The 25980-nt window shown below is 57.9% G+C and carries 23 protein-coding genes; 15 read left to right on the top strand and 8 right to left on the bottom strand.

Going from position 1 to position 25980, the window contains the following annotated elements; translation table 11 throughout:
* Positions 1-14 precede the first annotated feature (14 nt).
* On the top strand, positions 15-2828 hold the full coding sequence (locus tag I3V23_03355) for a bifunctional [glutamine synthetase] adenylyltransferase/[glutamine synthetase]-adenylyl-L-tyrosine phosphorylase (protein QPI86035.1): 2814 nt from the start codon (positions 15-17) through the stop codon (positions 2826-2828).
* A 39-nt stretch (positions 2829-2867) separates the two neighbouring features.
* The gene (locus I3V23_03350) at positions 2868-3134 is read left to right on the top strand and encodes a hypothetical protein (protein ID QPI86034.1); all 267 of its coding nucleotides are present in this window, start codon (positions 2868-2870) and stop codon (positions 3132-3134) included.
* A gap of 4 nt (positions 3135-3138) precedes the next feature.
* Here I3V23_03350 and I3V23_03345 read toward each other — a convergent pair whose 3' ends face one another.
* Positions 3139-4137, bottom strand: a complete 999-nt coding sequence (locus tag I3V23_03345) for a GlxA family transcriptional regulator (protein ID QPI86033.1) — start codon at positions 4135-4137, stop codon at positions 3139-3141.
* A 225-nt stretch (positions 4138-4362) separates the two neighbouring features.
* Here I3V23_03345 and I3V23_03340 point away from each other — a divergent pair, with 225 nt between their 5' ends.
* Positions 4363-5748, top strand: coding sequence for a 3-deoxy-7-phosphoheptulonate synthase class II (locus I3V23_03340; protein QPI86032.1), 1386 nt, complete (start codon positions 4363-4365; stop codon positions 5746-5748).
* Between the two features lie 20 nt (positions 5749-5768).
* Here I3V23_03340 and I3V23_03335 read toward each other — a convergent pair whose 3' ends face one another.
* A complete protein-coding gene (locus tag I3V23_03335) occupies positions 5769-6401 on the bottom strand; it encodes a PAS domain-containing protein (protein ID QPI86031.1) in 633 nt (210 codons plus the stop codon).
* A 238-nt stretch (positions 6402-6639) separates the two neighbouring features.
* Between I3V23_03335 and gmk the strand changes: the two genes are divergently transcribed.
* Together gmk and I3V23_03325 are read left to right on the top strand one after the other, a co-directional pair.
* Positions 6640-7317, top strand: coding sequence for a guanylate kinase (gene gmk, locus I3V23_03330; GenBank protein ID QPI86030.1), 678 nt, complete (start codon positions 6640-6642; stop codon positions 7315-7317).
* The gene (locus I3V23_03325) at positions 7314-7832 is read left to right on the top strand and encodes a gamma carbonic anhydrase family protein (protein QPI86029.1); all 519 of its coding nucleotides are present in this window, start codon (positions 7314-7316) and stop codon (positions 7830-7832) included. Before gmk ends, I3V23_03325 begins: the two co-directional genes overlap by 4 nt.
* Here the strand turns inward: I3V23_03325 and I3V23_03320 are convergent.
* Positions 7827-8456 (bottom strand): histidine phosphotransferase, encoded by a 630-nt coding sequence (locus I3V23_03320; protein ID QPI86028.1) that lies wholly within the window; start codon positions 8454-8456, stop codon positions 7827-7829. The two genes, I3V23_03325 and I3V23_03320, sit on opposite strands and share 6 nt — an antisense overlap.
* A gap of 14 nt (positions 8457-8470) precedes the next feature.
* On the opposite strand from I3V23_03320, the gene I3V23_03315 reads away from it, so the two are divergent.
* The 3 genes from I3V23_03315 to I3V23_03305 all read left to right on the top strand — a co-directional run bounded on the left by I3V23_03315 (position 8471) and on the right by I3V23_03305 (position 10443).
* Positions 8471-8656 carry a DUF3553 domain-containing protein gene (locus tag I3V23_03315; protein QPI86027.1) on the top strand — a complete coding sequence of 62 codons (186 nt, stop codon included), beginning with the start codon at positions 8471-8473 and terminating at the stop codon, positions 8654-8656.
* 160 nt (positions 8657-8816) lie between these two features.
* Positions 8817-9590, top strand: a complete 774-nt coding sequence (locus I3V23_03310) for a GNAT family N-acetyltransferase (protein QPI86026.1) — start codon at positions 8817-8819, stop codon at positions 9588-9590.
* Between the two features lie 4 nt (positions 9591-9594).
* Positions 9595-10443 (top strand): 1-acyl-sn-glycerol-3-phosphate acyltransferase, encoded by an 849-nt coding sequence (locus tag I3V23_03305; protein QPI86025.1) that lies wholly within the window; start codon positions 9595-9597, stop codon positions 10441-10443.
* Here I3V23_03305 and I3V23_03300 read toward each other — a convergent pair.
* Entirely contained in the window at positions 10415-11035 is a 621-nt protein-coding gene (locus tag I3V23_03300) for a thiamine phosphate synthase (protein ID QPI86024.1), read from the bottom strand. The two genes, I3V23_03305 and I3V23_03300, sit on opposite strands and share 29 nt — an antisense overlap.
* Before the next feature lie 100 nt (positions 11036-11135).
* On the opposite strand from I3V23_03300, the gene I3V23_03295 reads away from it, so the two are divergent.
* From I3V23_03295 to I3V23_03275, 5 genes are all read left to right on the top strand, one after another.
* The gene (locus tag I3V23_03295) at positions 11136-11903 is read left to right on the top strand and encodes an RNA methyltransferase (GenBank protein ID QPI86665.1); all 768 of its coding nucleotides are present in this window, start codon (positions 11136-11138) and stop codon (positions 11901-11903) included.
* 83 nt (positions 11904-11986) lie between these two features.
* A complete protein-coding gene (locus I3V23_03290) occupies positions 11987-13144 on the top strand; it encodes a COX15/CtaA family protein (protein ID QPI86023.1) in 1158 nt (385 codons plus the stop codon).
* Positions 13141-14619 (top strand): carboxypeptidase M32, encoded by a 1479-nt coding sequence (locus I3V23_03285; protein QPI86022.1) that lies wholly within the window; start codon positions 13141-13143, stop codon positions 14617-14619. The genes I3V23_03290 and I3V23_03285 overlap by 4 nt, the downstream gene beginning before the upstream one ends.
* 79 nt (positions 14620-14698) lie before the next feature.
* Positions 14699-16114, top strand: a complete 1416-nt coding sequence (locus I3V23_03280) for an FAD-binding protein (GenBank protein QPI86021.1) — start codon at positions 14699-14701, stop codon at positions 16112-16114.
* Positions 16107-16832: a VIT family protein gene (locus I3V23_03275; protein QPI86020.1), complete on the top strand. Its 726-nt coding sequence runs from the start codon at positions 16107-16109 to the stop codon at positions 16830-16832. Before I3V23_03280 ends, I3V23_03275 begins: the two co-directional genes overlap by 8 nt.
* On the opposite strand, the gene putA is transcribed toward I3V23_03275, so the two are convergent.
* Entirely contained in the window at positions 16829-20311 is a 3483-nt protein-coding gene (putA, locus tag I3V23_03270; protein ID QPI86019.1) for a bifunctional proline dehydrogenase/L-glutamate gamma-semialdehyde dehydrogenase PutA, read from the bottom strand. The genes I3V23_03275 and putA overlap by 4 nt on opposite strands.
* Positions 20312-20430: 119 nt before the next feature.
* Here putA and I3V23_03265 point away from each other — a divergent pair, with 119 nt between their 5' ends.
* Entirely contained in the window at positions 20431-20904 is a 474-nt protein-coding gene (locus I3V23_03265) for an Lrp/AsnC ligand binding domain-containing protein (GenBank protein QPI86018.1), read from the top strand.
* Here I3V23_03265 and I3V23_03260 read toward each other — a convergent pair.
* The 3 genes from I3V23_03260 to I3V23_03250 are packed head-to-tail and all read right to left on the bottom strand — an operon-like array spanning position 20901 to position 24275.
* Complete coding sequence (locus tag I3V23_03260) at positions 20901-21851, bottom strand: ROK family protein (GenBank protein QPI86017.1); 951 nt, start codon at positions 21849-21851, stop codon at positions 20901-20903. The genes I3V23_03265 and I3V23_03260 overlap by 4 nt on opposite strands.
* A gap of 15 nt (positions 21852-21866) precedes the next feature.
* Positions 21867-23195: a beta-glucosidase gene (locus I3V23_03255; protein QPI86016.1), complete on the bottom strand. Its 1329-nt coding sequence runs from the start codon at positions 23193-23195 to the stop codon at positions 21867-21869.
* A 60-nt stretch (positions 23196-23255) separates the two neighbouring features.
* On the bottom strand, positions 23256-24275 hold the full coding sequence (locus I3V23_03250) for a substrate-binding domain-containing protein (GenBank protein ID QPI86015.1): 1020 nt from the start codon (positions 24273-24275) through the stop codon (positions 23256-23258).
* Positions 24276-24612: 337 nt separating this feature from the next.
* Between I3V23_03250 and I3V23_03245 the strand changes: the two genes are divergently transcribed.
* On the top strand, positions 24613-25974 hold the full coding sequence (locus tag I3V23_03245) for a carbohydrate ABC transporter substrate-binding protein (GenBank protein QPI86014.1): 1362 nt from the start codon (positions 24613-24615) through the stop codon (positions 25972-25974).
* Positions 25975-25980: the final 6 nt, after the last annotated feature.

Raw genomic sequence — 25980 nt, 5'->3', positions numbered from 1 at the left:
ATGATAATGACAAGATGACCCAAAACGCCGCCCCCTTTGCCGCTCGGATCACCCGCGCGCCCCTTGCCTATGACGGTGCCTTGGCGACAGGTCTATTCGCGGATCTGCCCCAATTGAACGAGCTTGCGCCTGAACTGCGTGAGGTCATCCATGGCGTGGCCGGATGTGCGCCGTATCTGGCGGGCCTGATCCGCCGCGAAATCGATTGGTTGATCCCCACCCTCAGCGCCGCGCCTGAGGCGGGTATGGCTGCAATTTTGGCAGAGGCGGCCGCCTTAGGGGCTAGTGATCTCGATGCGGGGCTGCGCCGCCTCAAGCGCCGCGCCGCGATCCTTGTGGCTTTGGCCGATTGTGGCGGTGTTTGGGATTTGTTGACCACCACGGCCCTCTGGTCGCAATTCGCCGATGCCTGTGTGCAGGCGGCGCTGCGGGTTCATGTCGGGGCCGAGGCGCGGCGCGGACGCATTCCCACCCAAACCGAGGAGGATGCGCTGCGCGATGGCGCGGGAATGGTGGCGCTTGCGATGGGGAAAATGGGGGCGGGGGAATTGAATTATTCCTCTGACATTGACCTGATCTGTCTCTTTGATGAAACAAGATTCGATGCAGGGGATGAGATGGAGGCGCGCACAGGGTTCGTGCGCGCAACCCGCCGCATTGCCGCAAGTTTGGGGGAAATCACATCCGAGGGTTATGTATTCCGCACCGATCTTCGGCTGCGCCCCGATGCCTCTGTGACGCCCGTCTGTATCTCAATGGCTGCGGCTGAACGCTATTACGAGGCGGAGGGGCGAAATTGGGAGCGCGCCGCATATATCAAGGCGCGCGCTGCCGCCGGTGATCTTGCGGCAGGGGAGCGGTTCTTGAAAACCCTCACGCCTTTCGTGTGGCGCAAGCATTTGGATTTCGCCGCCATCCGTGACACCCAAGACATGCGCCAGCGTATTCGCGACCATAAGGGCCTGCATGGGTTCACCCTTGAGGGGCATAATATGAAACTGGGGGCGGGCGGCATTCGTGAGATCGAATTTTTTGCCCAGACCCGCCAATTGGTGGCAGGTGGCAGAGATCCCGATTTGCGGATGCGGCGCACGGTTGATGCTTTGGCCGCCTTGGCCAAGAAATCATGGGTTGATCCAGAAGTCACAGAAAGTCTGACCGCGCATTACATCGCGCATCGCGAGGTTGAGCATCGTTTGCAGATGATCCATGACGCGCAGACGCACAGCTTGCCCAAATCGCCCGAAGGGTTTGCGCGGCTTGCGGCCTTTATGGGCGAGGGCGATGTCGCCGCATTTCGTGCCGCGCTTCTGGCGCGATTGCACGCAGTTGATGACGCCTGCGAGCCGTTTTACACCCCGCAAAAGCAAGCTGAGATTGAACATGAAGATGTCACTCTTACCCCCTCACAAATAGAGATTTTATCGCGTTGGCCGGGCTATTCCTGTTTGCGCGCCTCACGCGGGCGCGAGATTTTCGAACAGATCAAACCCGCCCTCTTGAGCAAGCTGATGAAATCCGCAAATCCAGATGAAAGTCTTTCGAATTTTGATAGCTTTCTCAAAGGTTTGCCTGCGGGTGTTCAACTATTTTCTTTATTCCAATCAAACCCGTCATTGATTGATCTTTTGGCTGATATCTGTGCAACGGCGCCTGCGCTTTCCATATACTTATCGCGCAATGCTAAAGTTCTAGATGCGGTTCTAAGCGGTGGGTTCTTTGCGCCATGGCCCGCACGGGGCGAATTGCTGCAATCTCTCAGCAGCACGCTTGAAGGGCTTGATTATGAAGGACAGTTGGACGCTGCGCGCCGTTGGCTGAAAGAATGGCATTTCCGTGTTGGGGTGCATCACCTGCGCGGCCTGATTGAGGCTGAAGAAGCGGCCAAGCAATATACCGATTTGGCCGATGTGGTGATTGCCTGTTTCTGGCCTTTGGTCTGTTCGGAATTGGCAAAAAAACATGGGGTCGCGCCAGGTCGCGGCGGGGTTGTTTTGGCCATGGGGAGCCTTGGGGCTGCGCGGCTCACGGCGGGGTCGGATTTGGATTTGATCGTTATTTATGACGCGGGCGGTGTTGAGATGACGGATGGCCCGCGCCCATTGGACGCGCGGGGGTGGTTTTCGAAGGCAACAAAAATGCTGATCACCGCACTCTCTGCACCGACCTCAGAGGGGCGGCTTTACGAGGTTGATATGCGTCTGCGACCCTCAGGCCGCAAGGGGCCTGTTGCGACATCCTTGGAGGCCTTCACGCATTATCAAATGAATGAGGCATGGGGGTGGGAGCATATGGCGCTCACCCGCGCACGGGTTGTTGCAGGCGATGCAAGCCTTGGCGCAGATGTCGAAGCCACGCGGATGCAGGTGATCCAATCCCCTCGCAAGCCAAGCACGATCATCGCGGATTTGGCCGACATGCGCCAACGCCTTGCGGCGGCAGGGCGCAAGGGCAGCACCTTTGACGTCAAGGCGGGCATGGGCGGTATGCAGGATATTGATCTGATCGGGCAGGCGGGCGCGCTGATCGCGGGCAGTGCGGCCCGCGCCACTGCGCGCCATCTGCGCGCAGCAGCCAAATGCGGTTGGCTGACCCAAGCCGAAGCGGAGGCCTTATCTGCCGCGCATGCGCTCTTTTCTCGTGCGGCGCAGGCTGCACGCCTCTTGACGGATGCGCCGCTTGATCCAAGTGATATCGGGCAGGGTGGGCTAGAATTTCTGGTGCGCGCCACGGGCCACGCGGATCGCGCCAGTTTGGAAACTGCGCTTGACGCTGGCCGCGTGGAATCTGTCGCAATTATCGAGGCCGCTTTGACGCGCAAGCCCTAGATCGGCCAAGGGCATATGGGATGCAGGAGTTTCGGTGTTATGAAGGGCGATATCTATGATCCAAAGGCGCTGATCCGCGAGGCCTATCGCATCGAGGGGATCACGCGGGGCGAATGCCGCACGATTTTCATGGATTGGGCATTGTCCATCACCGCGGATGACCCCAAAACCTATATTCGCCATCTGCTTGAGCAATATGCAGCCGAAGATAAAGGGCACCCGATGAGCGAAACCCTGCGCGAGGCGCTTGAGCAAGCCCCGCGCGCTGTGCGCCGTGGGGGACGCGCCGCAAGGGTGGGGCAATAAGGTATTATTTGACGATTATGTCAGGTTTGCTCGCATGGGTGCCCCGCTCGCGATAGGGGGTGGTGTCGTATTGCGCCCGATAGCATTTTGAAAAATGCGAGGGGGATGCAAAGCCGCAGGCCAATGCCACATTGATCACGCTCATATCGGTTTGCATCAGTAGATTGCGCGCTTTGGCAAGGCGCAATTCCATATAATACCGCTTGGGGCTGCGGTTCAGGTAACGGCGGAACAAGCGCTCTAATTGGCGCGTGGACATTCCGACCTCTTTGGCCAAACTTGCCGGGCTGATCGGGTCTTCGATATTATGCTCCATCATCCGAATAACTTGGCTGAGTTTTGGATGACGCACGCCGATGCGGGTTGGAATTGACAGGCGCTGCGTGTCTTGGTCGGTGCGGATCGAGGTATAGATCAACTGATCCGCCACCAAATTCGCCAATTCTTCGCCGTGATCATTGGCGATGATTTTCAGCATCAAATCAATCGAGGCGGTGCCGCCTGCGGTGGTGATGCGGTTGCCATCAATCACAAAGACCGATTTTGTCAGGGTGACGTCTTCGAATTCTTCGGAAAAGCTGTCTTGGTTTTCCCAATGGATCGTGGCGCGTTTGCCGTCTAACAGCCCCGCCTTGGCCAAGGTATAGCCTGCGGTGCAAAGTCCGCCCACAACAGACCCGCGCCGCGCCTCGCGCCGCAACCAGTTGAGAATGCGCTTCGTTGTCGCGGATTGCACATCAATCCCGCCGCACAGCATGATTGTGTCTTCGCGGGTCAGCTCTTCGAGATCCATATCTAGCTTATAGCCGATCCCCGCAGAGCAATACGCAACCTCGCCCCCATCCCCCGCCAAGGCCCATTCATAGAGAGTGCGTCCCGACATCCGATTGGCAATGCGCAAGGCTTCGACCGCAGAGGCAAAGCAGAGCATCGTAAAGCGATCCAACAGCACGAAAACATAGCGTTTCGCGGCGTCTGCATCGCGGGGTGTTGGTCTGCTCATCTCCAAAGTCCTTTGAACAAAGCCACAATCATTAAACATCGCACCGAGGCGCATATCACGATACAACCTTACGTGATCGTTTCTCTAGCGAAACCACCAAATTGCGCGCGCCGCAAGCCCCCCTTTTGATCCATAGCTTGCGAAATTGCCATTGGACGCGGGGGGTTTCCGCGTCTATAAGCAGGCCGAAATCGTAATTTTTATGGAAGACCGAAGGAGGCTCCCATGGGTGCTGAAGCCGCACAAACATGGACGAAATCTAGCTGGCGCAGCAAGCCGCGCGTGCAGATGCCTGATTATCCTGATCAGGCAGCATTGGCGGCGGTCGAGGCGCAGCTTGGGAAATATCCTCCTTTGGTTTTTGCGGGTGAGGCGCGCCGCCTCAAAGCCGCACTTGGCAAAGCGGCCCGTGGTGAGGCGTTTTTGCTGCAAGGGGGCGATTGCGCCGAAAGCTTTGCTGAATTTTCTGCAGATTCCATTCGCGACACCTTCAAAGTCATGCTGCAAATGGCGATGGTCTTGACCTATGGCGCCAAGGTTCCCGTGGTCAAAGTGGGCCGTATGGCAGGGCAATTCGCCAAGCCGCGCTCAGCGCCTACCGAGGTGATCAACGGGGTCGAGTTGCCCTCTTATCGCGGTGATATCATCAACGAGTTGGCCTTCACGCCCGAGGCGCGCATTCCTGACCCTGCCAAGATGTTGCAGGCCTATACGCAGGCTGCCGCCTCGCTAAACCTGTTGCGGGCTTTCTCAACGGGTGGTTTTGCAGATATCGAACGGGTGCATAGCTGGACCTTGGGCTTTACCGATCACGATGACGCGGAGAGATACCGCGATATGGCCAATCATATCCAAGATAGCCTTGATTTCATGCGCGCGGCTGGCATCAGCCCACAGACCACACATGAATTGCACAGTGTTGATTTCTACACGAGCCATGAGGCGCTGTTGTTGGAATATGAGGAAGCCCTGTGTCGGATTGACTCGACCACCGGAAAACCGATTGCAGGCTCGGGTCATATGATCTGGATTGGCGACCGCACCCGTCAGCCAGAGGGTGCCCATGTTGAATTCTGTGCAGGGGTGCAAAACCCGATTGGTCTGAAATGCGGCCCAACCACCACCGAGGATGATCTGAAAATCCTGATGGATAAGTTGAACCCAGAAAATGAGGCAGGCCGCCTGACATTGATTGCGCGCTTTGGTGCGGGCAAGGTTGGCGATCATCTGCCACGCCTTGTGCGCACGGTGCAATCGCATGGGGCAAATGTGGTCTGGAGCTGTGATCCGATGCACGGCAATACGATCAAATCGGCCAGTGGGTTTAAGACGCGGCCCTTCGACTCGGTTTTGCGGGAGGTGCAGGAATTCTTTGCCATACACCGCGCCGAAGGCACCATTCCGGGCGGGGTGCATTTCGAGATGACAGGCAAAGATGTCACCGAATGCACAGGTGGCGTGCGCGCTGTGACCGATGAGGATCTCTCAAGCCGCTATCACACGGCCTGTGACCCGCGCCTCAATGCCAGCCAGTCGCTTGAATTGGCCTTCTTGGTGGCGGAGGAATTGTCCTCAACCCGCCGTGATGCGGCGGCAGCGGCGGCGGGATAAAACCCCGCCGCGCTGATGCGCTAGCTTGCGCGCCCCCCTGACAGGACGCGTAGATAGGGCACTTTGGTGGGTTTCATGTCCATATGGGGCGGCGGCGTTACAGCCGCCGTTTCTGCATGAAGCGGGTGCAGATCCGTGCGCTCAATCTCAAACCGATAGGGCGCATGGTTAAGCGGCCCTTTGGTTACAAAAGCCCCAATGGCGCGATCAATCATGCCCGAGGCGCTTTGCAAGGGCAAAAGGATCATGCGCGCCAAAACGGGTGGCTCAATCCCGCTATAGCTGCTTTGCAGTCTTATATCCAATTCCGCAGGCCCCGTGAAAACAGGCTCGACCGCAGCGGCAAAGCGCGGGCGTTCATTATAGGCAAAAAAACACCGCAGCGGCATTCCGCGCAGTTCCATCCCCATAACATCGCATAAATGCGTGCCGCCCAGTTTCAGGCGCAAAATTTCGCCGCCGAGATTTTCCACCAAAAACACGAATGGTAGGGCCGCGCCTAAGATATGCGGCTGCACATCGCGTGCTTTGGGTGGTTGGTGGACGGTGTCACGCAAACTGTTCCAATGCTGCCGCAATCGCGTGAAGGCCATATGGTGATCAAGGCTGTCGTCCTTGTCACGCGCGGCATCGCCAAAATAATAATTCCCCATCGTTTTCCCCTATCCTCAACGGGTTCGATACGCCTGCTGCATACCCCTATGCGGCGGATCGAAGGTTTATGTGCTGAGGTGTGTTACCTCGGGCATAGTAACGGCAAATTTTCGGAAAATTCAGCCCATATGACAGAAATTGGTTAATGGGGCATGGGCGCTGCTTTGGCTTGACCTCTGCGGTCTGATCCTCAAGATGCGCGCGCACAGTAAAGATCGCTATAGAAAGACGCGCCTGATGTCTCAGACCGATGCAAAATCTCTCAACGCTGCTACACGCCGTGGCTTGCTGATCATTCTTTCTTCGCCTTCGGGCGCGGGGAAATCCACATTGGCACGGCGTTTGATGGCATGGGACGGGTCGTTGCGGTTTTCAGTATCCGCCACCACGCGTGCGCCGCGTGTGGGCGAGGTGGATGGGGAACATTACCATTTCCTCGACCGCGCTGGGTTTGAGCGGATGGTGGATGAGGGCGCGATGCTGGAACATGCCGAGGTGTTCGGCAATCTTTACGGCAGCCCGATGCCACCTGTGCGTGCGGCCATTGATGCGGGGCGTGATGTCTTATTTGACATAGACTGGCAGGGGGCGCAGCAAATCCGTAACTCGGCGCTGGGCGCACATGCACTGTCGATCTTTATCCTGCCGCCGAGCATTGCAGCCTTGCACGAACGTCTGGTGACGCGCGCACAAGATGATGCCGAAACCATTGCCAAACGCATGGCAAAATCTTGGGATGAGATCAGCCATTGGGATGGCTATGATTACGTTCTCGTCAATGATGATCTGGACGCGTGCTTTGACAATCTGACTACAATCATAATGGCTGAACGGATGCGCCGCATTCAACAGCCAAGCCTTGCAGGGTTTTTGCGGGGTTTGCAAAGTGAATATGAGGGGATGCGCGCGCCATGATTTACGCATTTGAGGGGCATCAGCCCGATATTGCCGCCGATGCATGGGTTGCCGATGATGCCAATGTCATCGGCAAGATTGCCCTTGCTGCCGAAAGCAGCATTTGGTTTGGGGCCACGTTGCGCGGTGACAATGAACTGATTTCCATTGGCGCGCGCAGCAATCTGCAGGAAAATGTGATCTGCCATACAGACCCAGGTCTGCCCCTGACTGTGGGCGAGGATTGCACCATTGGGCATCGTGCGCTTTTGCATGGCTGCACGATTGGCGATGGCACATTGATTGGCATGGGCGCGATGGTGATGAACGGTGCGGTTGTCGGAAAGGGCTGCTTGATCGGGGCAGGGGCCTTGATCCCCGAGGGCAAAGTTATTCCTGACGGCAGTTTGGTGATGGGGATGCCAGGCCGTGTTATTCGCGCGCTAGACGAGGCGGCGCGCGCAGGGCTTATTCAATCGGCGGCGGGGTATGTGGCCAAAGCCGCGCGGTTTCGCGCAGGATTGCAGGCCTTATAACTGCGACCCCTGCAGGCTGATCTGCACACGGGTGTCCGAGAGGCTAAGGGAAATCTCAGCCCCGATGTCAGCGGCCTCCTTTAACAGCATCAGGAATTGCACCTCGCGCGGGCTTGGGGTGCTGTGACTGGCCCCGCCGAGCCATGCCAGACCTGATAAGTCGTGCAAGATCCGTGGCCCGTCAGCGCCGACTGTAAGCGTGCCGCGCTCTGGCTGTGCGATTGTAATATGCCCCCCCATAGGAAGGGCCGCTTCGGCACAAGCGATCATCAAGAAGGCGCTTTTTACATGATGGCGCGGTAAATCCCCCGTCAAAAGCCAGTCAACTGTCAGGCGGCCCGCGCCATACATCTGGCTCAGAATATTGCGCGCTTCGCGTTCAGAGATATGCTGATCAGGCCGCGCCGCGCCATAGGCGATCCGGAAAAACCGCAACCGCGCTTCGGTATCGCGCAGCGCATCGGCAATCAGGGCCATTTCAGGACTATTGGCCATGCCGCTCATTTGCAGAAGTTCAACCCCGTTTGACACAGCCCCCAAAGGGTTGCCCAAATCATGGCAGAGCCGTGATGCAACCAGGGCTGACAAATCCTGTGAATTTGGGCTAAAGACGATTTGATCCATCAATGAGGCCTCCGATGACCGAAGAGTTGAATGCGCTGCTTGAGCCTGGAATGTTGGTGCGCAACCCTGCGCAACCCGATTGGGGGTTGGGACAGGTGCAATCCAATATTGGCGGCAAGGTGACCGTCAATTTCGAGCATCAAGGCAAACAAGTGATCGACTCCCGCCATGTGACATTGCTGCCCGAATGGGGCGCTTAAGGGTTCGGTCTACTGGAATGATGGTTAACAATACCCTAATTCTGCATAACGAAGATCGTATCTTGGAAAGGCGCATCGCGCTGCACAGATAAACGCATTTGCCCCAAAGGCCGCAAAATTGCGGCGCGAAAGGCACAGCCAAGACAGGAAAGCCCGCCTTATGGTGTCGCAAGAGCCGCATTTTGAGCTGCGATTGGCCTCAAGCCCAGAGGATATTCGCGCGGCACAGCGCCTGCGCTATGAGGTATTCGTGGCGGAATTGGGCGCTGATGGGGCCTTGGTGGATCACGAGGCGCGGCTTGAGGCAGATCGCTTTGACCCATTTTTTGATCATCTCATGCTTCTGGATCATCGCCGCGCTGTGGGCAAGCAAGTTGTGGGCGTTTACCGCGTGATGCAGGAGCACGGGGCCAAAGCCGCAGGTCAATTCTATTCCGAGGACGAATATGATCTCGCGCCGCTCAAATCTTCGGGTCGGCGTTTGCTGGAATTGGGGCGGTCTTGCGTGCATGCCGATTATCGCGGGGGCACGGCGCTGATGCATTTATGGAATGGGCTGGCTGATTATATCGTGACCCATGAGATTGAAATTTTATTTGGTGTGGCGTCACTGCATGGCACTGATGTGGCCGAATTGGCCGCGCCTCTGTCGCTGCTGCATCACCGCCATCTTGCGCCTGAGGGGCTGCGCCCAAAGGCGCGGGCAGCGGGTTATCAGGACATGAACCTCATTGCCGAAGACGCGCTTGAGCGCACGGCTGCCACGCGTGCGCTGCCCGCGTTGATCAAGGCCTATCTGCGCCTTGGCGGTGCAGTTGGGCAGGGGGCCTTTGTCGATCACGCCTTTAATTGCACGGATATTTGTTTGATCCTTGATACGGCCCTGATGTCGGAAAAACACCGCGCGCTCTATGCGCGGGGTCGGGGGATATAGGCCCATGCGCTGGGATGGCGCCCCTCAGGTCACGCCCGCATCTGTTGGGGTTTTGGGTCTTCTGCGCGCTTGTCTGCGCGGGGCAGCGATCATTCTGGTCATTGGATTTGGCTTTTTGACCCTGCTTTTGTGCCGCGTGCCAGAGCGCGTCATAGCGGGGCCTTTGCGCCGCCCTCTAACTGCGCGGATCACGCAAATCGTCTGCGCCTTTGTCTGTATGATTTTGGGCCTCAAGGTGACGCGCAAAGGAAATGCCGCACAAGCTGCGGGCGCGATTGTCGCCAATCATGTGTCTTGGCTTGATATTTTCCCGCTCAATTCGGGCGGGCCTGTGGTATTCGTGGCGAAATCCGAAGTGCGCGCTTGGGCGGGTATTGGGATTTTGGCGCGCGCAGCAGGCACCGTTTTCATCGAGCGGCGGCGCATGGCGGCAAAAGATCAAAATCGCCTGTTGCATATGCGCCTTACAGAGGGCGCCGAGCGTTTGGTGTTTTTTCCAGAAGGCACATCCACCGATGGGTTGCGCGTTTTACCCTTCCGCTCAAGCCTGTTTGAGGCGTTTTTTGCGGCTGATCTGCCACGGGATATCACTGTTCAGCCCGTCACCATCGCCTATCACGCCCCCGCAGGCGAAAATCCCGCCTTTTACGGGTGGTGGGGGGATCAATCCTTTGGTGCGGGTCTGATGCGGGTGCTATCTGTCCGCAAAAATGGCCATGTCACAGTCATCTATCACGCGCCTTTGCGCGTCTCACAGTTTGCATCGCGCAAGGCACTGGCGCAGGCCGCCGAAACGGCCGTGCGTGCAGGGCTTGCTCAGGCCCTCAGCCCAGAGGGGACAGAAGCGTCTTAAGGGCTGCCACAGGGTCGTCTTTGCGCCAAATTTCCTCACCGATGGCGAAGAAATCCGTGATCGGCGCAAGGCGTTCGATATCTGTAAGCGTCAGCGCGCCTTCGGCCACGACTGGCAGTTCGATCATCTGGCTCCACCATGCGAAAAGATCGTCTTCGGCGCGGCTGCCATCGCCAAGGCTTGTGTCGCCAACAGGGCCGAAACTGATGTAATCCGCCCCCATTTCCCCTGCATTCATCCCATCATGGCGGGAATTGGCACAGAAGCAGCCGATGATTGCATCGCCGCCAAGATCCGCACGGGTTTTGCGGGTGCTGCGCGACCCATCCAAGAGATGCACGCCATCAAGCCCCAAGCGTTCGACCAGTTTGATATGTTCTGACATCACCAAGGGGATGTCGCGGGCATGGGCAATTTCGCGCAAGTGATCTGCCGCGCGCGCGAGGTCATCTTCATCACGGCTTGCCAGAGCAAGGCGCAGGCAGGCGATAGGATAGGCATCCAAAACTGCCGCAAGCTGTGCGCCAAAGCCCGTCAGTTCGAAATTTGGCGGGGTCACAAGGTAAATCTGTGGAATATCCATGTCGGACATAGGGCTGCCTCTTGTCAGTCTTTGTTTGTTCCTAATGGTTTGCTTCGTGTTCAGCAATGGGGCGCTTGGCAAGAATGCCGCCGCGCGCTATGGCAGGATCATGAGTGACGATAGCCAAATTCCCGCAACCGCCCATCCAATGCCCTGTTTCGTGCTTGTGCGCCCGCAGATGGGTGAGAATATCGGCGCGGCGGCACGGGCGATGTGGAATTTCGGCCTGAACCATATGCGCCTTGTGGCCCCGCGCGATGGGTGGCCGAATGAACGCGCGGTGGCCTTGGCCAGTGGCGCCGCAGGCGTGGTGCTTGATCCTGCTTTGGTGGTGGAGACAACGCCCGAGGCGATTGGCGATTGCACCCATGTGTTTGTGACCACTGCCCGCGAACGGGGCCTGACCAAACCCATCCTTAGCCCCGAGGCGGCGATGGCGCAGGCGCGGGCCATCCATGCCGCGGGCGGCAAGGTTGCGGTGATCTTTGGCCCCGAGCGCGCAGGTTTGGAAAATGACGATATCGCGCGGGCTGATGCGATTATAACTGTGCCCGTGAACCCTGATTTTCCATCGCTCAATCTGGCGCAATCTGTGCTGCTCTGCGCTTATGAGTGGCGCCGCCAAACCACCGAGGTGGTGGAAATGCGCATGGAATTTGCCCGCAGCGATTTTGCCACCGCGATTGAGGTGGAAAAACTGGCGGATCACTACGAAGAAAAGCTTGATGAAATGGGCTATTTCTTTCCTGAAACAAAGGCCGCAGGCATGAAGCTGGTCTTGCGCAATCTGTGGGGGCGTCTGCCCCTGACGCGGGCCGATGTTCAGCTGTTTCACGGCATTTTGCGACAGATGCAGCGTTGGCGCGATCGGCCCTAGCGCCAAACTGCCGCGCATTCTTGCGAAGCCTTTGCCAAGGCGCTAGGTCTTTTGCCAAATGAAGATCGAGAAGGGGCCGCGCCATGAGCCGCAATATTTTCGAAGAGGTCGACCAATCCGGCAAAGGGCCCTCTGGGGCGGGGAAAACAGGCCCGAACCCTTCGGGGATTTCCCGCGACACGGGCGCGGCGCGCAGATGGATGCGGGCCTATTTGGCGGTTCTCTTTGTGATGGTTGCGGCAATGATTGCCATTGGGGGCATGACGCGCCTGACCGATTCAGGGTTGTCTATCGTTGAATGGGCGCCGATTTCGGGGGCCATTCCGCCGCTCAGTGATGACCAGTGGCAAGAGCAATTCACCGCCTATCAGCAGACAACCGAATACCAACAGCAAAATCGCGGCATGTCGATGGCCGAGTTTAAGTATATTTTCTGGTGGGAATGGGGCCATCGTCAATGGGGGCGCGCAATCGGTCTTGTTTGGGCCCTTGGGTTTGCCGCGCTTGCGCTCTCTGGCAATCTGATCAGAGGGTGGGTTCCAAAAATCGTGGCGCTTGGGGCGCTTGGTGGTCTGCAAGGGGCCATCGGATGGTGGATGGTCTATTCAGGTCTTGCGCCTGGCATGTTTGATGTTGCCTCCTATCGATTGGCGACACATTTGGGTGTCGCGTTCTTCATCCTTGCCCTTATCACATGGTTTATTTTGCAGCTCAGCCGACCTGCGCCCGCGTTATTGGCGGCGCGGCGTGCGGGCGATAAGCGCCTTTTTGGTATGACCACGGGGCTTTTGCATCTCACCTTTTTGCAAGTCTTGGTTGGGGCTTTGGTCGCGGGGATCGATGCAGGGCGCAATTATATTGATTGGCCTTTGATGGCGGGCGGGTTCACCCCGCCTGATATGTGGGCGATTGACCCTTGGTATCGCAATCTGTTCGAAAATGATGGCACCGTCCAATTCATCCATCGGATGCTGGGCTATCTGGTCTTTGCCTATGGGATTGCGGTTTGGCTCAAAGGGCGCAAATCGGGCAATGCGCTGGTGCGCCAATCCTATGCGTGGATGGCGGTGATGCTGTTTGGTCAGGTGGTGATCGGGATCGTAACGGTGATGCATTCTGCGCCAATTGCCCTTGGGTTGACCCATCAGCTTGGCGCGGTGGCCTTGGTCGTCTTGATTTTGCGCGCGCGCTTCCTTGCGATTTATCCGCCTGAGCAATCCTTGCGTGGGGCAGCCGCATGAGCGCGATGGGGGATCTTTTGGCGCATGCAGCGCAAACCGCCGCGCTTGAGCAGGTCGCGGGGCGGTTGCATTGGGATCAAGAAACCATGATGCCCAAAGGTGCAGCGGCACAGCGCGCCGAGGAAATCGCAGCGATGGAGGGGGTTCTGCACGCCCGCCGCACTGACCCTGCACTTGGCGAACTGCTGGAAACCGCACAGGCTGAAACGGATTTTGAAGCATCCTCTTTGCGGCTGATCTCGCGGTCATATCAGCGTGCTACAAAAATCCCTGCGCGTTTGGCGGCGGAATTGGCGCGGACGGCCTCGCTCGCCCATGGGGTCTGGGCCAAGGCCCGCGCCGAAGATGATGTTGCGGGATTTCTACCGGTTCTTGAGCAACTCATCGCCCTGCGCCGCGAAGAGGCTGCCTGTCTGTCAGGCGAGACGCGTGGTGCGGCCCTTTATGATGCGCTGTTGAACGATTACGAACCTGAGATGCGCGCCAGCGAAATCGCGGCCCTGTTTGATGCGATGCGCCCGCGCCTTGTGGCTTTGCGCGCGGCGATCCTTGAAAAGCCGATGCCTGCGGCGATATCGGGTGATTTTGACGAGGCGGCGCAGCTTGCCCTGACGCGCGAGATTGCTTTGGCCTTTGGCTATGATCTCGATAAAGGGCGGATTGATCTTGCCGTTCACCCCTTTTCTTCTGGCTCAGGCAGTGACAGTCGCATCACCACGCGGGTGGCGCGGGATGACCCGTTTAATGCGCTTTATTCGACCATTCACGAAGTGGGCCATGCCTGCTACGAGCAAAACATAGATCCGCTCTATCATTTGACCGCATTGGGGCAGGGCGCCTCGATGGGGGTGCATGAAAGCCAAAGCCGCATTTATGAAAATCAACTTGGTCGGTCCCTGCCTTTTGTGACATGGCTTTATGGGCAGATGCAGACGGCCTTTGGTGGGCTTTCAACTGATAGCCCCGCTGCGCTATACGCGGCGATCAATCGAGTTGCCAAAGGCTATATCCGCACCGAGGCCGATGAGGTGCAGTATAACCTGCATATCATGCTGCGGTTTGATCTAGAGCAGGCATTGATCAGCGGTGATCTGGCCGTGGGTGATCTTGAGGCGGCATGGAATGATCGCTTTATGGCTGATTTTGGGTTCGCCGTGGATCGCCCCAGCCACGGGGTGTTGCAAGATGTGCATTGGTCGGCGGGCCTGTTTGGATATTTCCCCACCTACGCGCTTGGCAATGTCTATGCTGGCTGCTTGATGCAGGCTTTGCGCGCGGATGTGCCGAATTTGGATGTGGCATTGGCACAGGGCAATCCACGCCCTGCAACCGATTGGCTGCGCGAAAGATTGCAACGCCACGGCAGCCTGAAACCGCCGCGCCAGACGATTGAGGATGCAATCGGTGGGCCTGTCTCCCCTGAGCCGCTGTTGCGCTATCTCGAGGAAAAATTTGGCGCCCTTTACGGGCTTTAGCCCCGAGGGCGCGCGCCCCCTTTTTCTTCTATGCGGCTGTCGCTAAACATAAAGGCAGCAACAGAGAAAGTGCATCACCATGGCTGAAATTTTAGATCTTCCGCGCAATGAGCATGGCATTGCCGCCGTAATCGAGGCGCTTGCAGGGCAATTTGGGGCGCGGCTTGCGACCAGTGCCGCCTTGCGCGAACAGCATGGCCACACCACCACATGGCTGCGCACCCAAGCGCCTGATGCTGTGGTGTTTGTGCAATCGACCGAGGAAGTCCAAGATGTTGTGCGTCTATGCGCGCGTCATCATGTGCCTGTGATCCCCTTTGGGGCAGGCTCATCCCTTGAGGGGCATGTGAATGCGTCCGCAGGGGGAATTTGTATTGATTTCAGTCAGATGAACCGCATTCTTCGGGTCAGTGCCGAGGATATGGATGTCGTGATTGAGCCAGGTGTCACGCGTAAGGCGTTGAACATGCATTTGCGCGACACGGGGCTGTTCTTTCCTGTGGATCCAGGAGCAGATGCAACGCTTGGCGGTATGGCGGGCACGGGGGCAAGCGGCACGAATGCCGTGCGCTACGGCACGATGAAGGAAAATATCCTTGGGCTGAAGGCGGTTTTGCCATCGGGGGAGATTGTAAAAACCGCCGCGCGGGCGCGGAAATCTTCGGCAGGGTATGATTTGACCCATCTGATGATCGGCTCTGAAGGCACGCTTGGCCTGATCACCGAGTTAACCTTGCGTCTGCGCGGTATCCCTGCGGCCATTTCTGCGGCGACCTGTTCGTTCCCTTCGGTCGAGGCTGCCTGCGAATGTGTCATTGCGACTGTGCAATATGGATTGCCCGTGGCGCGCATTGAATTGCTCGACAAGCTGATGGTTGAGGCCGTTAATCGTTATTCCAAACTGGCCCTGCCAGAAACGCCGCTTTTGTTATTGGAATTTCATGGCAGTGAGACAGGCGTGGCCGAGGATGCGGCAAGTTTTGGCGAGATTGCAGCTGATTTTGGCGGCACGGGTTTTGCCGCAACCACCCTTGAGGAGGAGCGCAATCAACTGTGGCAAGCGCGCCATGATGCCTATTGGGCGGGTTTGGCCCTGCGCCCTGGGGCAAAGGGGATTTCCACCGATATTTGCGTGCCCGTCAGCCGTCTGGCCGAGGCTGTGACAAAGGCACAGACGCGTGCGTCAGAATTGGGCATGATCGCCCCCGTTGTGGGCCATGTGGGCGATGGAAATTTCCATGTGCTGATGTTGATCGACACGGACAGTCCTGCCGAGGTTGAGATGGCCGAAGGGTTTGTTGCATGGCTGAATGATATGGCGATTGCGATGGAGGGCACCTGCACAGGTGAGCATGGCATCGGCCAAGGCAAAGCCGCCTATCTGATCCGCGAATTGGGGCCAGAAGCGATGGAGGTCATGGCCACAATCAAGCGCGGGATTGATCCGCAAAATATTTTTAACCCAGGAAAAATGGGATTGCCCAATTATGGCTGAACACCGACCTGATACCCACAATGTCCCCTCGGCCCATGAGGAACCGCATTTGTCGCAACGCTCAGGATGGTTGCGCGCGGCGGTGATGGGGGCGAATGATGGGATTTTGTCGACAGCGTCATTGATCGTGGGGGTTGCTGCGGGCGGTGCGGATCAAGGCACGATCCTCTTGTCGGGGATTGCAGGCATGGTTGCAGGGGCGATGTCGATGGCAGCGGGGGAATATGTTTCCGTCTCAAGCCAAGCCGATGTTGAGCGCGCCGATGTCGAGCGCGAAAAGCGCGAGTTGAAATTGAACCCAGCGGGCGAATTGGCCGAATTGGCGGCGATCTATCGTCAACGCGGCTTGTCGGAGCAGTTGGCCGATGAGGTGGCGCGCGAATTGACCCGCAAAGACGCGCTTGGCGCACATTTGCGCGATGAGATTGGGCTGACTGATCTTTCGCCGCCCAAGCCTGTAGAGGCAGGGGTGGTGTCTGCCGCGACATTTGCAGGCGGTGCTTTGGTGCCGTTGCTGATGGGGGTCGTGGCCCCGCATGATCAGGTGGAGATTTGGGTGGGGGCGGCCACATTGGCGGCCCTTGGCACGCTTGGGGCGCTTGGTGCGCAGGCGGGCGGCGCCCCCAAAGGGCGCGCCGCATTCCGTGTTATGTTCTGGGGCGTGTTGGCAATGGTAGCCACATCCCTAATTGGCCGTGCCGTGGGGTTGGCGATCTAAGCCTCACCTGCCGCTGCCAGAAGCCGCGCATTGCCGCCCGCCGCCGTGGTGTCAATGCAGATATGCCGCTCAAGGATCAGGCGCGGTTTAGGGTCGCTCTCGCAAATCAGCGGGATCAAGGCGCCCTCGCGCGCAGCCAAAGCCGCGCGATAGGGGCGGGCCTCTTCGGGGTCTGCCCATAAGATCACGGCATCAAACCCCGTGAGACTGCGCAGCATGTCAGCAGGAAGTAGCCCTTCAACTCCATGCGCGCCAACACCGGGCGCAATCGCAAGGGCGGTGCAGCCTGCCTCTTTGGCCATTTGCGCCTGCATCATGGCCGCTTCCGCCGTTGGCCCAAGACACAGAACCCGCCCGCGCGCATAGCGTGACAAGAGGTTTGATTCACCTGTAGGCCCAGGCATTTCTGTTTGGGAAAGGGGCCTGTCAGAGGGGTGCGCAAGTGCTGCCAGGGCGCGGGTCACTTTGGCCTCATCACAGGGGGGCGCATCGCCCATTGGGCCTTCTGCTGCGAGGTCGGGGGTCGTAAAGCGCGGCAAATAGTGCGGCCCGCCCGCCTTTGGCCCTGTGCCAGACAGACCCTCGCCCCCAAAGGGCTGACTGCCCACAATGGCACCGATTTGGTTGCGGTTGATGTAGAGATTGCCAACCTTGATCTGGCTCGCCACCTCGGCGATGCGGTCATCAATGCGGCTGTGCATCCCAAAGGTCAGGCCATAGCCCTTTGCATTCACATCCGCCACAACCCGCGCAAGATCGCGGGCCTTATAAGTGGCCACATGCAAGACAGGGCCAAAGACTTCGCGCTCAAGGTCGTTGATCCCACCGGGCAATGAGATCAAGGCAGGCCCCACATAATGGCCCGTGCTGGGCGGGGTGATCTGTTTGATCAAACGCCCCTCTCTCTGGGCCTGTTGGACATAGGCATTGATCTCTGCCGCCGCGCTTGCCGTGATCACGGGGGCCACATCGCAGGATATGTTCCATGGGTGGGAGAGGGAGAGTTCCTCCATCGCGCCCTGCAACATCTGTAACAGGCCCTCTGCGATATCTTCTTGTACATAGAGCAACCGCAGGGCCGAGCAACGCTGACCCGCTGATTGAAAGGCCGAGGCGACAATGTCGCGCACGGCCTGTTCGGGCAGGGCTGTGCTGTCCACGATCATGGCATTCAGGCCGCCTGTCTCTGCAATCAAAGGGGCTGCGGGGTGCAGATGGGCCGCCATGGCGCGGTTGATCCCTTGGGCAGTTGCCGTTGATCCCGTAAAGCACACGCCCGCAACACGCGCATCGCTGACAAGGGCCGCCCCGACCTTGGCCCCTTGCCCTGGCAAAAATTGCAGGGCGCCACGTGGCACGCCTGCGGCATGGAGCAATTCCACGGCCCGCGCACCGATGAGGGTGGTTGTCTCAGCGGGCTTTGCCAAAACGCCATTTCCCGCCGCAAGCGCGGCAGCGATTTGCCCTGTGAAAATGGCCAAGGGGAAATTCCATGGGCTGATACAGGTAAACACCCCGCGCGCGGGCTGCTGCAAAAGCGGCGCATGGGCCGCGTAGTAGCGTAAGAAATCCACCGCCTCACGCAGTTCGGCCACTGCATCGGCTGGGCTTTTGCCCGCCTCGCGGGCCAGAAGCGCAAATAATTCGGCATGATGCGCTTCATAAAGGTCGGCGGCCCGTTCAAGGCAGGCGCGGCGTTCTGCGGCAGGTGCGTCCCAAGCCTGCGCAGATGTCAGTGCAGTCTCGATATCACCTGCGGCGGCCTCGGTAACACGGCCCACGATGTCGGTGGGATCGGCAGGGCAGGTTTGGGTGATGTCATCGGCCCCTGTCGCAGGTTTGGCCAAAATAGGGCCTGCCTGCCACTGATGCGTTCGAAATGGCGCGCGCGCCGCGTCTAGCTCGGCCAAGGTGACAGGATCGCTAAGGTCGAACCCGCGTGAATTTGCGCGCTCGGGCGCAAAAAGCGCGCTTGGGTGGCGCACAGCAAGATTTGGCCCTGCGCCTTCGAGCCGTTCAAAGGGGCAGGCTGCGACCACCTCAGGTGGCGTGTTTTCATCCATGATTTGGTTCACGAAGGAAGAATTTGCGCCATTCTCCAATAAGCGGCGCACGAGATAGGCCAAAAGATCCCTATGCGCCCCCACAGGCGCATAGATGCGGCAGCGCGTGGCGTTACCCTTCAGCACCAGATCATGCAGCGCCTCGCCCATCCCATGCAGGCGTTGGAATTCAAAAAGGGTAGGGTCTGTTGCCATTTCGATAATGGCCGCCACAGAATGGGCGTTATGGGTGGCAAATTGCGGATAGATGCGATCCGTCAGACCCAGCAGCTTTTTGGCCAAACACAGATAGGCCACATCGGTGGCGGATTTTCGTGTATAGACAGGAAAGCCAGATAGCCCTTCAACCTGCGCCAATTTCACCTCGGTGTCCCAATAGGCGCCTTTGACCAGACGCAGCATGATCTTGCGATCAAGTTTGGTGGCAAGGGCGTAAAGCCAGTCAATCACCGCGCCTGCACGCAGGCCATAGCCCTGCACCACAACACCAAACCCGTCCCATCCTGCAAGGCGTGGATCAGCCAAGACCGCCTCAATTACATCAAGCGACAGATCAAGACGATTTGCTTCTTCGGCATCAATGTTAAGACCCATCCCGCCCTGACGCGCATTAAGGGCCAATTCCAAAACGCGCGGCACAAGTTCGGACATAACACGATCTTTTTGTGCCACCTCATAGCGCGGATGCAGCGCCGAGAGTTTGATCGAAATTCCAGGGTTGCTGCGGATATCCCCAGCGTTACAGCGCGGCGTGATCTTGGCAATGGCCGTTTTGTAAGAGGCAAAAAAGGCATCCGCGTCGGCCATGGTCATCGCCGCCTCGCCCAACATATCATAGGAATAGCTATATCCCTTTGCCTCTTGCTTGGCGGCGCGGGCCATCGCGTCTGGCATGGTTTGCCCCAACACGAATTGCCGCCCCATCTCGCGCATGGCGCGCGCCACGGCTGTGCGGATCACAGGTTCGCCCAAACGGCGCAAGGCCCCGCGCAACACGCGATCCATGCCTTCGCCGTCTTGCAAAACGCGCCCCGTCAGCATCAGCGCCCAAGTGGATGCGTTTACAAGCGAGGAGGAGGATTTTCCCAAATGCTCGCCCCAGGCTGAAGGGGCAATTTTATCTTCGATCAAAGCATCAATCGTGGTCGCATCTGGCACGCGTAACAACGCCTCTGCCAAACACATCAGTGCAATGCCTTCGCGGGTTGAGAGGCCATATTCGGCCAAAAACACCTCCATCAACCCTGCGTCCGCGTCATTGCGGATGGATGTGACCAAGCGGGTTGCGCGCGCCTTAGCGGCTGTGCGCGTCGCCTGATCGGGGCCATGCGATTTTATTAAGCGGTCGAGAATAGCAGCCTCATCGGCCAAGTGATCGTCACGGATCGCATCGCGCAGCACAGAAAGGTCGGTCATGTGGACACCAGGGGTAAAATGAAGATGAATTACAATACGAAGATATTGGCGGGAAATCCGCCTTGACTTTGTAGTTTGGCGGGAAAATAAATTGATTAAACAGGAAAAGGGTGGGTCTGATGGTATCAAAATCGCCAGAACGCGGGCAAATTGATGGGTTTGATCGGAAGATTCTGAAGGAAGTCTCAGAAGATGGCCGAATTTCCGTCACGGAATTGGCGGATCGCGTGGGGCTGTCGAAAAGCCCAACCCAAGTGCGTCTGCGCCGTCTTGAGCAGGAAGGCTATATTCGTGGCTACCGCGCGGAACTTGATCCCGTAAAGCTTGACCGCGAACATGTGGCTTTTGTTGAGGTGAAATTGTCCGACACGCGCGAGGCGGCATTGGCAGCCTTTAACAAAGCCACCATTGCCGTGCCCGAAATCGAAGAATGCCACATGATTGCGGGGGCGTTTGATTATTTGGTCAAGGTGCGCTGCCGCGATATGGGCGCCTATCGCCGCGTGTTGGGCGAGGTCATATCCGCCCTGCCGCATGTCGCCTCAACCTCGACACATGTCTCTATGCAGGCCGTGAAAGACCGCGCGTTCTAAAGCTCGATCAAGGCCTGCGCGCAGCCTGTGAGCGCGGCAAAATCATCTTCCACCACACTGACCCCGAATTGCGCCATAAACGGGCCAAAGCGGCCTTTATTCGCAAAGGCCTCGGCAAATCCGAATTGCATCAAATAGGGGGCAAGGGCGCGCGAGACGCCGCCAATCAGATAGACCCCACCAAAAGGCAGGTTCACCAAGGCCAGATCCCCTGCGACATTTCCCAGAACCTGTGCAACGAGCGCAGCAGTAGCGCGGGCCTTGGCATCATCTTGCTCAAGCGCATCCATGATCTGTTGGGCGGGCTGAGCAATCCCGTGCAAAAAGGCGTGAACATGGCTGATCCCACGCCCCGAGAGAACTTCCTCGACTGCGGCGAAGCCATGCTTTTCGGCTAAGAAGCGGGCAAGATCGCGGGTTTGGTCATCAGGGGTGGGCAGGGTGATATGGCCCGATTCCGAAGGGGGCACCACGCGGCCCCGCGGCCCGTCAAATACGGCGGCGGCGTTAAACCCCGTGCCAAGCCCGATGACCAATTTCGCCGCATGGGCAGAGGCGGGATCATGGGGCAGGATTACACGCAATTCCGTATCGGAAATATGGCCAATCGCATAGCCTTGCGCCTGTAGATCATTGAGCACAGCCACGCGTGATGCGCCCGAGACATCAGCCAACATCGCGCGGTCAATATGCCAATCCAAATTGGTCATTTTGGCCACGCCATCGCGCACGGGGCCTGCGGCGGCCACGCAAATGCCCGAGAGCGCGCCAGAACGGAGGCCCGCCTGCTCCATGAATTGCGCCAATATCTCGCGCAAATCAGCGGCGTCTTTATTGGCAAAGCGGCGGATGCTGTCGCGGTCAATGACGCCCGCGCGCGCCAAAGCCACGCGGGTGTTGGTGCCGCCGATATCTGCGACCAAATCCAAATCGGGGGAAGATGTCATCCTGTCCTGCCTTATTTAGCCCGCGCGCCAGCCCTGTGCGAGCGCGTGATAAGACGCTTTTGGTCGTCTTTGCAAGCTGTCGAAATCAACATGGACAAGGCCAAAGCGTTTTTCATACCCAAAGGCCCATTCGTAATTATCCATCAGCGACCACGCGATATAGCCTTTCAAAGGTGCGCCATCCTCAATCGCGCGCAAACAGGCGCGCATATGGGCATCAAGATAGGTGATGCGCGCCACATCTGGCTGTTCGGGCGTATCGTCATTCGCCATGCCGTTTTCGGTCACATAAAGCGGCAGGTCGCCCGTGTAGGTTTTCGCCGTATGGGTCAGGAAAAGATGCAACCCCTCGGGGTAAACTTCCCAGCCCATTTGGGTTTTGGGCAATGGCCCCTCAACGCCTTGGTAATTCGGCCAAATTCCACATCCTGCGGTCAGGCGTTTGCAGGTGTAGTAATTCAGCCCCAACCAATCGAGCGGGGCGGTGATATGGGCAAAATCGTCTTGGTAATTCTGGGGAAGATGTTGCTCTAACCCCTCAAGCACCAGATCTGGATAGCGGCCATGAAACAGGCCTGACAGGAAGAATTGGTTATAGATCGCATCGTAACGCGCGGCGGCGGCCTTTGATGCGGGGCTTTCATCGGCGGGCAGGGCGGCCTCAAAATTGCACACGGCACCCAGATTGCACATGCCACGCGCGCGCATCACCTCAATCGCGCGGCCATGCGAGGAGAGGACATGGTGCATAGCGCGGGCTGCGGCGCGAATATCGCGCAGACCGGGCGCATGATGCCCCTCGAAATGCGATAGCCATGAGACGCACCACGGCTCGTTAATGGGGGCGACCGACCACAGCCTGTCGCCAAGGCGTGCCATCACAATCTCGGTGTAATCGGCAAACCAGTTTGGCATATCGCCATTCACCCAACCGCCTTGATCCGCGAGGGCCGAGGGCAATTCCCAATGATACAGCGTGGCTGCAGGGCGCAGCCCGCGCGCCAACATCCCGTCAATCAAACGATCATAGAAATCCAAGCCCGCCTTATTCACCACGCCGCGCCCCTCGGGCATGATCCGCGCCCATGACAGCGAGAAGCGATATATATCGGCGCCAAGATCACGGATCAGGTCAAGGTCGTCTTCCCATCGGTTCAGGTGATCGCAGGCAAGCGCGCCATTTTCAGCGCGGGTGACGTTATTGCCCGTAGCGGCGAATGTATCCCAATGGGTCTGGCCCGCGCCACCCTGAGCGTGGCCTTCGATTTGATAGGCCGATGTGGCGACACCAAGCAGAAAATCTTGCGGAAAATCCGACCGCGCGGGAAGGGTGGGGGTGGTCATGGTGAGAGAACTCATTGAAATGCGGCAGCGGGGTTAAAGCAGTGCGGGCAGAGACAGGCGTTATGGTGCAGGGCCAGTCGAGCGCCCGACCATCAATTCAGCCTCCCATAATTCATGCACAAAGGGCGCGTCAGGCTGTTTGATCCTTTCGATCAAAATTTCTGCACAGCGCCGCCCCGCCAAACGAATTGAACTGCGGGTTGAGGTAAATGCGGGGCCTTCGGCATCATTGTTGAGATAGGAAAGCACATCATCATGGGTGATGATCGAGACATCGCGGCCCAGTTGTAGCCCGCGCTCCCATGCCGCTTGGCGCACCCCAATGGCAGAAATCACCGATGACACCAAAAAGGCGGTGGGGCGGTTTTCCCGGTCAAGCAATTGTGCCGCGGCGCGGTGGCCATAGCCTTCGGTCATGACATCGGCATACATCAGGCTTGCGTCAGGGGTGATGCCGCGCGCGCGCAGCGCCTCTTCATATCCGCGGCGGCGGCGGGCGGCGAAATCCATCGCCTCTTGGCCATTGATCAGGGCGATGCGGCTATGCCCCAAATCCAACAAGAATTCGGTCGCACGGCGAAAGGCCCGCAAATTGGCAATATCTAGCCAGTTATAGCCACGCGCATCCCCCGTGCGGCCATGCACCAAAAACGGCAGCCCCAATTCCTGTAGCAGCGCAATGCGCGGGTCTTCTTGGCGGGGGCCTTGCACCATCACCCCATCAACCGAGCCATTCGCTGCCATCTGGCGATAGGCGCGTTCGGCGGCCCCCTCATGCACGATAGACAAAAGCAGGTCATATCCTTCGCGGGCATAAACCTCGCCTGCACCTGCAAGAAAATCTGCAAAAATCGGGTTTACCATTTCAGTTTCGCCCGTATGCGTGATCACATGGCCGATGGTCATCGCGCGCCCTGTAGCTAAGCGGCGGGCGCGGGAATTGGGTTGATAATTCGCCGCGCGCGCCGCAGCCTCGACACGGGCGCGGGTTTCAGGGTTCACCTCGGGATAGCCATTCAAGGCACGGCTGACTGTGGTTTGAGACAGCCCAAGCGATGATGCCAATTCTTTTAAATTCATCGCCTCCCTCCTTCCTTTGTCGCGCATGGCGCTGGGTCGTTTCATCGTCTGGCGCGACACGATTGCCTTCAAAGCGCTTTCAAATTTCTTCTCAGCTAGGCGAATTTTATGCGGCTTGTCAAAAGTAAATTTTTAAAATTGCGGCGCGCTGTATCTGCGAAAAACAAATGCAAAATCAAATATATTGTAATTCTCTTGTCCTTTCAGCGTCTTGGGCATTTAAAGACATTTCTTTTCCAAAGCGCTTTGAAACACTCTTGACGGAATCGCGGAATAGGTTTTGAAATGCAGGTTCTAAGCATCCTCACTCAGGGGGTGCGGTTCTGGGAGGTTACTTATGAAACGTTCGTTTTACGCAAGCGCCGCAGCCCTTGCGCTGTCCTCAGGGATGGCGATGGCTGACGCGCATGGTGGTTTGGTGTTCCCCGTGGGTGAGGGGGATTTCAATTGGGCCAGCTACGAGGCATTCGCAGCGGCGCATGATTTGACAGGTCAGACTGTCACGATTTCTGGCCCTTGGCTTTCGCCTGAGGCGGATCGCTTTGATGCGCTTTTGGCCTATTTCGAGGCGGCAACAGGCGCGGATGCGACCTATACAGGGTCGGATAGCTTTGAGCAGCAAATCGTGATTGACGCTGAGGCAGGCTCTGCCCCCAATATCGCGGTTTTCCCTCAGCCTGGCCTTGCGGCCAATATGGCGGCCAATGGTCTTTTGACCCCGCTTGGCGCGGATAATGCCGCATGGGTGTCTGAGAATTTTGCAGCAGGCCCATCATGGGTTGATCTGGGCACATATGCCGATCAATCGGGCGCGGATCAGTTCTATGGCTTCTTCTTCAACGTCAACGTGAAGTCCTTGGTGTGGTATGTGCCAGAGAATTTCGAGGATGCAGGCTACGAAGTGCCAACAACCATGGAAGAGTTGATCGCACTTTCTGACCAGATCGTTGCGGATGGGGGCACGCCTTGGTGTATTGGTCTGGGTTCTGGGGCCGCTACAGGCTGGCCTGCGACTGACTGGGTTGAAGACCTGATGCTGCGCACACAGACACCTGATGTCTATGACGCATGGGTTGCCAATGAGATCCCATTCAATGACCCGCGCGTTGTTGAGGCGATCGAAACCTTTGGTCAATTCGCACGTAATGATGCCTATGTGATGGGCGGCGCTGGCGCAGTTGCAACCACCGATTTCCGTGATAGCCCTGCGGGCTTGTTCCAGTCCCCTCCCGGCTGCTACATGCATCGTCAGGCCAGCTTTATTCCTGCCTTCTTCCCTGATGGCACGGTTGTGGGCGAGGATGCTGATTTCTTCTACTTCCCTGCATTCGCGGAAAAAGACCTTGGCAGCCCAGTTTTGGGTGGCGGCACTTTGATGGCAATCACAGATCCATCTGACGCGACCATGGCGTTTATCGAGTTTCTCAAAACACCTGTCGCCCATGAGATCATGATGGCGCAGGGTGGCTTCTTGACGCCCCATTCTGGCGTGAACTTGGCCACATATGAAACCGATACACTGCGCGGTCAGGGGGAAATCTTGCTCAACGCAACGACCTTCCGTTTTGATGGCTCCGACCTGATGCCCGGCGCGATTGGCGCAGGCAGCTTCTGGACGGGTATGGTGGATTATGCAGGCGGCGCAGATGCGGCGGCTGTAGCAGACACCATCCAGCAAAGCTGGGACGCGATTAAATAAGATCGC

It is taken from the genome of Rhodobacterales bacterium HKCCA1288, from assembly GCA_015693905.1.
In the GTDB taxonomy this organism is placed as follows: Bacteria; Pseudomonadota; Alphaproteobacteria; order Rhodobacterales; family Rhodobacteraceae; genus M30B80.
Note: the sequence above shows the minus strand (reverse complement) of the source record. Positions and strands in the feature narration are given on the sequence as shown.